Genomic DNA, 10,594 nt, shown 5'->3' on the forward strand with positions numbered 1-10,594 from the left:
GACCGGTCAGGTGCAATATATTGATCGGAGACGGAGGCATACCCCTTGTGAAATGGAATAGCATACGAACAAAGTTAATCGTGTTCATGCTGCTGGCTACGATTATTCCGATCGTAACGACGATGGTCGTTACTTACTCTTATACGGTCAAATCAATGAAGACAAGAGCGGTCGAGGAAACGAATAACCTGCTCTATCAAGGTCAGAGGAACGTCAGCGGCATGCTGGAGGAATTGAACCGGGGCTCGCTTAACGTCTATTCTGACTCGGAGCTGTATCGGCAGCTGCAGACGGGCTTAGCTGATTTTCAGACGGATAGCCGTGTATTCGCATCCCTCTCTTACATCCTGTCCTCTGTGTCTGAGGTGCATCAGGTGTACTTATATGCTAGCGTGGGAGAGCGGGCGACCATTGTAACCAATGTGGCAGGTGCCAAAAGAGCCTCGGATATCAACGCCTTCCAAGATGTGCAGGCCTATGTGGGGACAGGTGCAAGCTCAGCTCTTCAGCCGACCCATCTCAGCCATACATACGGCTTCTCCTCGCTTCAGCCGCAGCAGCCTTCAGAACTTGTATTCACGCTGCATCGCCGAATTGAGCGTATTCCTTCGAGCGAGACGCTCGGGTATCTATCGATCGATGTAAGGCTCACCCTGCTGAGCGATATTGTCGAGCAGCTGTATGATCAAGGCGAAGAGGAGCTCTATATCGTGGACAAGGATGGAGCTATAATCTACTCAGCTGACGATAAGAGGCTAGGGAAGCAGCTCAGGGCAGCTTGGTACGACAAGCAGCTGGCAAGCGGAGAGGAACGTGGACATTTCGAGTATGATGGTGCTCTGTTCGTCTATGACCAGATTGAATCTACGGCAGCCGACTGGACGATGATCAAGCGAATTCCGACCTCGTATTTGATCAGAGAAGCGAATGAGGCTGCCGCAATAAATATGCTGCTGCTCGCTGTGTCACTCATCGTTGTTGTGGCGGCTACCATCCTGATTTCACTGCGAATTACAGCGCCGATTAAGCAGCTTGTGAAATATATGAATCAGGTGCAGACGGGCAACCTGAACGTCGACATTCATCCTATGAGCAAGGATGAGATCGGTATTGTCTTCGTAAGATTCAGAAGTATGATGGATACGATCAATAACTTAATTGTGCGGGAATACAAGCTGGAGCTCGCGAATAAGACGAATCAGCTTCGGGCGCTGCAGGCGCAGATTAATCCGCATTTTCTCAATAATACGATTCAGATTATCGGTACATTGGCACTAGAGCTGAAGGTTCCACGAATCTATGCTCTGTTATCCGCGCTTGCGCGGCTGATGCGTTACAGTATGGATAATGAATCGGGAACGATTACGCTTCGTGAGGAGCTGGCGCATCTCAAGGCATACATCGAGCTGCAGAAGGAACGCTACGAGAATCGCTTTCAATTCGAGGCGAAGGTAGACGATGACATGCTGGGCGTTGAAATGCCGAAAATGCTTCTACAGCCCATTATCGAGAACTATTTTAAGCATGGGATGGATAAGACGGCTGAGGATGGGAGAATAAGGCTCACTGCAAGCTGGCAGGAGGAGGATATGCTGGCTTTGGTAGTTGAGAACAATGGGGCCTCGATTTCACCGGAGCGTCTGGCGGTGATTCATGCGGAGCTGGCCAAGGGCGAGACTTACGAGCCTCTTGGGGAGGCTCAGGAGCATGGAGACATGGCTGAGGATGAAGCCAAGACGGTCAATAGGAAAATAAAGAAAGCTCAGGACCATGCAGAGCCAAGCATCGGACTGCTCAATGTACTAACCCGAATGCGGATGCTGTATGGAGAGACGGCAAGTCTAGAGATCGATAATGACGAGCCTCGCGGTGTTCGAGTGAAGGTTCTTATACAAACCAAGCATGCAGCAGGAAAGGAGGGAACAGCAGATGAGAGCATTGATCGTAGATGATGAGGCCCGCGTCCGTAAGGCGGTTCGGCTGTTAGTGGACTGGGAAACCCATGGCATCACGGATATTGAAGAGGTTAGCGGGGGCTATGAGGCGATCGAGCTGATTAGGAAGGACAGGCCCGCTATCGTGATTATGGACATGATGATGCCTGCGGGGAGCGGCGTTGACCTTATGACATGGGTCAAAGAGTGTGCAAACTCAGTGAAGTTCATCGTAGTCAGCGGCCGCGATGACTTCGACTTCGTGCGGCAGACGGTTCGTCATGGGGGCATTGACTACTTGCTCAAGCCAATCGAGCCGGAGGCCATTAATGCAGCTGTATCCAAGGCGGCTTCAGAATGGCTTCAGGAGGAGCATGAGCGTAATCGGCAGCAGCAGCAGAGCTGGAGGCTGAATGAGCTTAAGCCGGTGTACGGTGATCAGCTGCTGACGGGTCTCATCGACGAGCCGTCTACTGTGAGAAATAATGTGCGTAGATTGTATGAGGAAGGCGTCGTTCCTGAAGGTGTCAATGCTGTTCGGCTAGCGCTGCTGCAGGTAGATGTCTCGGATGCGCAGCTCCAGCAGCGCTTCGTCTCCGACAGCAATTTGCTGCATTATTTCATCATTAATGTATGCAATGAATTCTTGCTGCCGATGAAGCGCGGCACTGCTTTTCGATATAAAGGGACAGCAAGTGGAGTCGAGATCATTATCGCTGTGTGGGGGGAGAAGGACAAGCTGCCTGCCATTCTACAGAGCATCAACGAAGGGTTATTCGTTACGCTGCAGCGTCGCATGCATTTCGGCATGAGCAGTGAAGGGGCATTCCCAGATGCGATGCAGAGCTTGCATGAAGAGGCTCGTGCGGCGCTATGGCATCGAGATGTCTTCGAGATGAACGTATACATTCATACGCTGGAGCCGCTTCGTACAGGAAGGCGAATGGCGTTCTCGGATTCAGAGGAGGACTGGCGGTTAGCCGTGCTAAGCGGCCAAGAGGAGCTGTTAACCTTGGCGTCTGAGAAGTGGCTTGAGGCTGCTCGCCACGCCGGTGGCATTACACCGCAGCTGCTCAATGAATATGCGAAGGACGCCATGTCATTCGGCATTCGATTACTCCGCGAGACTATGGGGGGGCAGTCTGGGGAGGATGCGGTTCAATCTCTTATAGAAGGAGAAGGAGCTCTGAAAGCGCCTTATTCTAATGCCAACGTGTTCTCTCTGGTGAATTGGCGAGACTGGTCTTATCGGCTTCTTCGGAGGCTCTCTGGGATGATAGGGGAACGGCAGGTACAGGAGAAGGCTACGATGACTGATATTGCCAGTTATATCGAGCAGCATTATCAATCCGAGCTCTCTCTACAGGATATTGCAGCCCGCTTTTTCGTCAGCCGTGAGTATGTCTCACGCAAGTTCAAGCTGGAATACGGCATTAATATCATCGATTATATTACGAATTTCCGTATCGAGAAGGCGAAGCTGCTCATGCTCAACCCCAATCTGCGAATTGCCAAAATCGCAGAGATGGTCGGGTTCCACGACGAGAAATATTTCAGCAAAGTGTTCAAGAAGCAGGAGGGCTTGTCTCCGAAGGCATTCCGTGCTGAGTTGAAGCTGCAATAGCGGTGCTGCCTGCGGGTGTTCTGGGATTTGCAGTATATATTGTTTTACAGTACGATGGAATAATGAAAGAGCTTTTATATCCAAATAACGGGGGTGGAGTGCGAGATGCTGCTATCCACTGAAACGATCCAGATTGGTTCCATTATCGTATCCCTTCTAGCCGGGTTTATGCTTATTGTGCTGCGTATTCGGGCAGGGAAACAACCGACCTCTTTGCGGAAAATTGTCATACCTCCCTTCGGGATGGCGACGGGCTTCATCATGTTCGCATTCCCTTTCACACATATTCCATGGGGCTGGGGGCTGGCTGCGTTCGGGACAGGCATGCTGATCTTTTCTTTTCCACTAGTCGTGACCACACGCCTAGAGAGAATCGAAGCGGATATTTATGTGCGACGCTCTAAAGCGTTTATTTTTATAATGATTACATTGCTTGCCATTAGGCTGTCTCTGCATCAGGTGGTAGAGCAATATATGTCTATTCCACAGACTGGAGCTATGTTCTTCCTGCTGGCGTTCGGGATGATTATTCCTTGGCGGCTTGCTATGGTTAGTGATTTCATGCGGCTCCAAAAGGTAGAATCGTAGCCTCTGCTGCAGCCGATAAGTAGTTATATGTGCATGCTATACAAGGATATGATAAGAAAACGGGGCTGTTCAAGAGGTTTATTTGACCTTTTGGGACAGCCCCGTTTGTGTGTGCAATTGTATTAGTTTTCCCACCATATAACCTCAGCTCCTGTGCCCATTAAGCCTAGCAAAGTTAGTGAGCCTACGATATTAATGCTGATGGTCTGATGGCTGGAGCAGGACCGGGCAGAGGACGCCGTGGGCGCCGGGAAAGCTCTTGCTATTGGGGCATCACCTGTCTACTATTCTTCAGCTGCTGGAGCGGGCAGCTATCGGACGAAGCTTGCGCGAGGCTTCGCTTCAGAAAGGTTGTACAGCTGGCAGGCTTCTGTTGATGATTTTGTGGGTGCTATTGCGTTAAAGCCTGATTATATACCGGCATGGGAGAGGCTTCTTATGCTCGGTGCGCTGAATGATCGCGTGAATAATCGACAAGCAGAGGCTATGGAATGCTTGTGTTCATGGGAGCAGGATACTTCAGTTGGATTATCTGCTCGGGAAGTCGTCGCTGAACGGTATGCAGATTTTGGAATGGAGCGAATGCCGCTATTAAGCGCCAAGCTGATAGATTGACTGCAGGAGCGGGGGCTATTCTATAGAGGCCTGCATCATGTGCAGCAAGGAAACGAGGCTGAGGGGCGTAAGCTATGGGAGCGGATGCCGGAGACAAGCGCGAGAAGGTCGTTGTATTTGTCCGCGCTGGCTTTGCGCAGCGGGGATAGTGAGGCAGCGCAGCGCCTGCTCGGCGAAGCAGCAGGGCTCGCGCCTTCCGCGCTCGCGCAAGCGCTGCTGCGCGTCCGCGCTTGGCCCGCGTGGCAGGCGCTGCTCGCCGCGCCAGTGCCTCTAGCAGCGCGCACACTTGCGCCGCTGCAATGGTGCGCGCTGCTTCGCGCGCATGCGCCCGCGCCAAGCGGCGCGCTTGCGGCGCTGCTGCTGCGCACAGCAGCGCCACAGGCGCAGGCACCCGCGCGTGCGCTAGCGGCGCAGCCATGGCACTCGCGAGCCGCCAGCGCGGGGCTCGCCGCCTCATTCGCGGCGCGCGCGAGAGCCGCCAGCGCGCCAGCCCAACAAGCAGCGGCGCTGCTGCCTGCGCCGCTGCAGTGCGAGCAGGAGCTGCTGCTGCGCATTAGCTCAGCCATGTACCCCCTCTAGTCACGGCTGCCGATCCTCCAGCCGTGCCAGCTGCGCCGCAATCACCTGCTGCCAGCGGGCATTCCACTTCTGAATGTCGAAGGCGACAGCTGTTCTGCGGGCAGCAGCTCCCATGCTCCGGCGCCGCTTAGGCTGCTCGATAAGCTCGCTCACAGCAGCGGTCAATGCCTCCGCCTGCGGAGGAACGAGCCTGCCATTCAGGCCGTCGATCACGATATCATTCAGGCCCCCAATATTCGTTGCTACGACAGGAATGCCGCAGCTCATCGCTTCCAGACAAGAGAGGGAGGTGCCTTCGGAATACAGCGTCGGAATGACGACGATATCCGCCATGCGGTACGCATCCCGAATCGACTCGAAGGAATATTTATGGAGGATAATTCGCTTGTGATGGGGATGCGCTTCGAGCCAGAGGCGAGTTGCGATGGCAATAGGCGTCTGCTCGATGAGCTCTCCGGCGAATTCAACCGTGACAGTCGGGTGGCTGGCTAGAAGCGTATCAGTCAGGAGCATCATAGACACGACCCCGCGTTCATAGCTGAGCCTGCGCGGATAAAGCACTCGCAGCGTATGGGAGGAGGGACGCGCAGGAGACCTTGGCGTGAACCAATCGGTATCGACAGGATTAGGAATGAGCACGATCTGGTTAGATTCCTCGTATTCGCACACAGATCTGCAATACGTTTGAAAATGCGAATCGACAGAGACGATCACATCAAGCTGCTGAGTCGCATCTTGTATAATGGCGGCGATGCTGCTCTTATCTGTAAGGGGAATGTCGTGCCGATCCCAATTAATACCGTGACAAATCCCGATGCTGCCCGGTACATAGTTGATCGGATGCCAAATACAGCTTGCATAGATAAGCAAGCCCTCGGCTTCACTTGCCATCTGCTCGAATGCCTCGCCGATTCGTTCCTTGTCGAATAACCAGCCGCGTACACGAACGCCTTCATAGCTCGTATCGAACTCACCATAATAGGACAGCTGATGTACGACAGGCAGCAGCCCCATTTGTGCAATGACCCGGCATAGCAGCTGTACATAGCGCTCCAGTCCGCCGCCGAATGGTCGCGTATATTGTTGTTCATACCCGTTCAAATAATTATGCGTAAGAATGGACACGATCCTCGAGCCCGGATGCGCAGCTAGAGAAGCTGCCGGAGCAAGCCCCTTGCCTAGCACAGTCTCAGACTTATTCATCATCAAGCTCCTTCTCCTGCCAGCGGACAAGCTGCGGATTCGAATCGAGAATCGACTCATAGTGAGCAAGACTGCCCCATTGCCCGTGAGGATCGAGCAGCTTGTAACGCTCGTACTTGGCGCGGTGCTCCTCTGGACTACCTGCCCAGCCTAGATGCTTCACCCTCAGCTCGGTCTGTATACCGGGAAGGACAGCATAGGTGAATGGCAGCCTTGGCGCATGATGCTCGAAGCGGGGGTAAGCGTAGTGGTAGCCGGGGAGGTAGCGGGCGACAGTCATCACATGCCGTTGATGCAAGCTCCAATGCTCGTCTTCGCGGTAGTGGGTCACCGAGCCCCAGAAATCGAACATTCGACAAGCAATCCAATCATATTCATCTTGATTAATCAGCTGGCGAAGCTTCTTCTTGGCATAATCCTCGTAAAACTCATCCGCATCGATGACTAACAGCCAATCTGGCTCGGTCTCGGCGGCGGCCCGCCACAGCTGCTCCCGCAGCTTCCATTCCGTATGGAATAACGATGTTTCATTCCTGACGAGCTTGATAACCTTCTCGAACGACAAGCATAGCTCAGGCGTCCCATCTGTACTCGCATCGTCCACGATGACTATCTCATCCACGAAGCCTGACAGATCAGCCAGCAGAGCCTCCAAATAGCGTCCTTCCTCATTGCGCACCTGCATAATAGCGGTTAATTTATTGTTCGAGCTTTTGCGTCCCGTCCATCGTGTGCTTGTCATGGCTCTGTGTTCCCTCCCCTCCCGCTAATCCGTTCCATTACGGCTTGATCCATAACCGCCAGCTCCATCATATTGCCGAGCCCCTCCAGCTGGCCTTCGGCAGACTGCAGGAATTGATGAATAGCCTCGTGGCGCCTGCCCTCCAGCAGGAGGACCGTTCCACGGAGGAGCATGAAGCGCTGGCGCTCTGACTTTGATTGGAGCTGGTTCGGCTGAGTAAGCGCGTAGGCTCTCTTAAGCTGTCCTGTGAGAATGTAGGTTTCGATGAGCATGCCTCTCAGCATGGGCTCATTCAGCCGCGTCTCCAGAAGCTCGGCTGCTCTGCGATGATCGTCATTAAGCTGGAGGAGGAGTGCGTGGGCAGCATGGATATGACCAAGCTCCATCCATCTGGACAGCGTCTCGGCATGCTGCCGCTCTTGTGCGGACAGGGCCGTGTATCCATAGGTTCTCACAGCATCCTCTATGAAGCCTTGCTCCAGCTCTATTGCAGATAGAAAACGATAGATATGCTGCAGCACATGCTCCTTACCCGCTAGTATGGCCGCTTCAAAAGCGGCAAGAAGCTGCTCACGAGCCTTCCCCAAATCTCCCACTAAGTAGCGGTAGACCGATAGGAGAAATAGCTGATCCGCTTGCTGCTCAGACACGGTGCCAATGCCTGCTCCTTCCGTCCTAGCTTGCTGCGTATGCTCCAGCCAATTCGCCCGATAGCGCTGCTGCAGCCTGACCAGCGTATCCGGCTCGTACCCGCTAACCTGCCATTCCATCGCCTGCATAGCGAATAGATCAGAGGTTTCGTCTGAGCCATCCAGCAGGAATACACCATCTCTTCGAAAAGCCTGCTCCAAATAAAAGCTCTCCGAGCTTGCCACAACGAGAGAGGCATGCGCACACAGCCAGTTCCGGCATTTGCACCATAGAGGGTCCTGGGACTGCTCGAATGCGCCAAGCATAGCTATGAGACAGCTGGGTGCCAGTGGCATGGCCATATGAACCCAGCAGGGATGCAGGAGAATAGCTGACGCTTCACTCCACCCTATATGCTTAAGTCTCTCTAGAGGCAAGGACTCGGCAGGTCCTGTCTGCTGCTCTTGATTCTCTGTTACGAGATATAACTTGTGCCGGGCTGCGAGACTCTCGAGCCATGCTCTCTGGATTAGAGGGATGTCATTCCAGCCCCCGCTGGGAAAAATAATAATGGGTTCAGACGCCACGTCCGATCACCTTCCGTTCCATAACCTATATTGGAGCCTATGAAAAAGAAGGCATCTTCCATACCGTTTTTTTTGAAATATAAGCATGTATAGGTTTCACGCTATCAATGATCCTTTTATTTCTCGCCGGTACGGTACCGTCCTTTATGAGGACGGAGAAGCCATTTCTGCTTGCCTAGGCCCGTATTTAAGGTAATGCGGTGTAATTTCCTGCGAATTTGTGTATTATAAGAAGATAATTATTTATCGTGGGAAAGGTTGGTCGCCGTGGAAAACACAGTGGAGAATAAGACATCATCCTCTAACTTTATTAAAACAATCGTCGTCGAAGATTTGAAGGAAGGCCACGTGCAGGAAGTTGTGACCCGCTTTCCGCCGGAGCCGAACGGATATTTGCATATCGGGCATGCCAAGTCTATCTGCCTGAACTTTGAGTTGGCAGATGAATTTAAAGGTAGAACGAACCTTCGTTTTGACGATACGAATCCTGTGAAGGAAGATACGGAATACGTGGAATCCATTCAAGAGGACGTGCGCTGGCTGGGCTTTGAATGGGATGATCTTCGCTTCGCATCGGATTATTTCGAAGAGTTATATAATCGCGCAGTGCTGCTGATCAACAAAGGGAAAGCCTATGTATGCGATCTGACAGCAGATGAGATCCGTGAGACTCGCGGTACACTGACTGAGCCGGGACAAAACAGCCCTTATCGTGAACGCAGCGTCGAAGAGAATCTGGATCTGTTCGCTCGTATGCGCGCAGGCGAGTTCCCGAATGGAGCCAAAGTGCTTCGTGCCAAGATTGATATGGCTTCACCTAACATTAATCTGCGTGATCCTGTGCTCTATCGTATTGCGCATGCGCATCATCACCGGACAGGCGATGCTTGGTGCATCTACCCGATGTACGATTATGCGCACCCGCTCAGTGATGCAATCGAAGGCATTACACATTCCATCTGTACGCTGGAGTTCGCAGACCACCGTCCATTGTATGATTGGGCAGTAGAGGAATGTGAGATGGAGGCTGTGCCTCGCCAGTATGAATTCGGACGGCTTAACGTGACGAACACGGTTATGTCCAAAAGAAAGCTGAAGCAGCTTGTTGACGAAGGTGTCGTTGACGGATGGGATGATCCTAGAATGCCGACGATCAGCGGACTTCGCCGCAAAGGATATACAGCGGAAGCGATTCGCGAGTTCTGCCGCGGCATCGGCGTTACGAGATCCAACGGTGCTGTCGATGAGAGAATGCTTGAGCATTATATCCGTGAGGATCTGAAGATGAAGGCCTTGCGCACCATGGCTGTGCTGCAGCCGCTCAAGGTTGTCATTACGAACTATCCGGAAGGCGAGTCTGAGCTTCTGGATGCGGAGAACAATGCGGAGAACGAGGAAATGGGCAGCCGCCAAATTCCATTCTCGCGTGAAATTTATATTGAACAAGACGACTTCATGGAGAACCCTCCGAATAAATATTTCCGTCTGTTCCCTGGCAATGAGGTTCGTCTGAAGCATGCTTACTTCATTACTTGCCAAGAGGTTATCAAGGATGCGGACGGTAATGTTATCGAGCTGCGCTGCACATATGATCCGGCTACGAAGAGTGGATCTGGCTTCAATGCCCGCAAGGTCAAAGGAACCATTCACTGGGTGGATGCTTCGCAAGCTGTCCCAGCGGACTTCCGCTTGTATGAGCCATTGATTACGAATGAAGCGGAAGAGGAAGGCAAGCCATTCCTTGAATGCATTAACCCGAACAATCAAGAAGTGCTGCATGGCTTCGTAGAGCCGAATATGAAGGATGCTGCAGGACAAGAGAAGTTCCAGTTTTTCCGCCACGGCTATTTCAATGTTGATCCGAAGGATACGACGCCTGAGAAGCTGGTATTCAATCGTATTGTCTCTCTCAAAAGCTCCTTCGATCCTTCGAAGGCTTAACATGCAATGACCCAAGCCTGCCGGATGTCCGGCAGGCTTTTTTTTGGTGCGCCCAGCATGGGCGCTATCTCTAGGGTTCAAGTCCCGAATGGCGAAGGCAGTAGTAGCCATAGCTTAAGGCAAGGGTGTCCATCGTGAGGTGGAATCTGAA

The 10,594-nt window shown here is 52.6% G+C and carries 9 protein-coding genes; 5 read left to right on the forward strand and 4 right to left on the reverse strand.

The window, feature by feature from the left end; all coding sequences use genetic code 11:
* Positions 1–47: 47 nt before the first annotated feature.
* The 4 genes from AC6ESP_RS19770 to AC6ESP_RS19785 all read left to right on the forward strand — a co-directional run bounded on the left by AC6ESP_RS19770 (position 48) and on the right by AC6ESP_RS19785 (position 4,549).
* Complete coding sequence (locus AC6ESP_RS19770; protein ID WP_497098454.1) at positions 48–1,952, forward strand: cache domain-containing sensor histidine kinase; 1,905 nt, start codon at positions 48–50, stop codon at positions 1,950–1,952.
* A complete protein-coding gene (locus AC6ESP_RS19775; protein ID WP_497098455.1) occupies positions 1,930–3,558 on the forward strand; it encodes a response regulator transcription factor in 1,629 nt (542 codons plus the stop codon). Before AC6ESP_RS19770 ends, AC6ESP_RS19775 begins: the two co-directional genes overlap by 23 nt.
* A gap of 105 nt (positions 3,559–3,663) precedes the next feature.
* On the forward strand, positions 3,664–4,146 hold the full coding sequence (locus AC6ESP_RS19780) for a CcdC family protein (protein ID WP_497098456.1): 483 nt from the start codon (positions 3,664–3,666) through the stop codon (positions 4,144–4,146).
* A 265-nt stretch (positions 4,147–4,411) separates the two neighbouring features.
* A complete protein-coding gene (locus AC6ESP_RS19785; RefSeq protein WP_497098457.1) occupies positions 4,412–4,549 on the forward strand; it encodes a hypothetical protein in 138 nt (45 codons plus the stop codon).
* An 81-nt stretch (positions 4,550–4,630) separates the two neighbouring features.
* Here the strand turns inward: AC6ESP_RS19785 and AC6ESP_RS19790 are convergent, their stop codons facing one another.
* From AC6ESP_RS19790 to AC6ESP_RS19805, 4 genes are all read right to left on the reverse strand, one after another.
* Positions 4,631–5,218 (reverse strand): hypothetical protein, encoded by a 588-nt coding sequence (locus AC6ESP_RS19790; protein WP_497098458.1) that lies wholly within the window; start codon positions 5,216–5,218, stop codon positions 4,631–4,633.
* Positions 5,219–5,340: 122 nt separating this feature from the next.
* Complete coding sequence (locus AC6ESP_RS19795; RefSeq protein ID WP_497098459.1) at positions 5,341–6,546, reverse strand: glycosyltransferase family 4 protein; 1,206 nt, start codon at positions 6,544–6,546, stop codon at positions 5,341–5,343.
* Positions 6,536–7,285 carry a glycosyltransferase gene (locus tag AC6ESP_RS19800; protein ID WP_497098460.1) on the reverse strand — a complete coding sequence of 250 codons (750 nt, stop codon included), beginning with the start codon at positions 7,283–7,285 and terminating at the stop codon, positions 6,536–6,538. Before AC6ESP_RS19800 ends, AC6ESP_RS19795 begins: the two co-directional genes overlap by 11 nt.
* A complete protein-coding gene (locus AC6ESP_RS19805) occupies positions 7,282–8,502 on the reverse strand; it encodes a hypothetical protein (RefSeq protein WP_497098461.1) in 1,221 nt (406 codons plus the stop codon). Before AC6ESP_RS19805 ends, AC6ESP_RS19800 begins: the two co-directional genes overlap by 4 nt.
* A gap of 279 nt (positions 8,503–8,781) precedes the next feature.
* On the opposite strand from AC6ESP_RS19805, the gene AC6ESP_RS19810 reads away from it, so the two are divergent.
* Positions 8,782–10,443, forward strand: a complete 1,662-nt coding sequence (locus tag AC6ESP_RS19810; RefSeq protein ID WP_497098462.1) for a glutamine--tRNA ligase/YqeY domain fusion protein — start codon at positions 8,782–8,784, stop codon at positions 10,441–10,443.
* Positions 10,444–10,594: the final 151 nt, after the last annotated feature.

The sequence above is a fragment of the Paenibacillus xinjiangensis genome, from assembly GCF_059686975.1.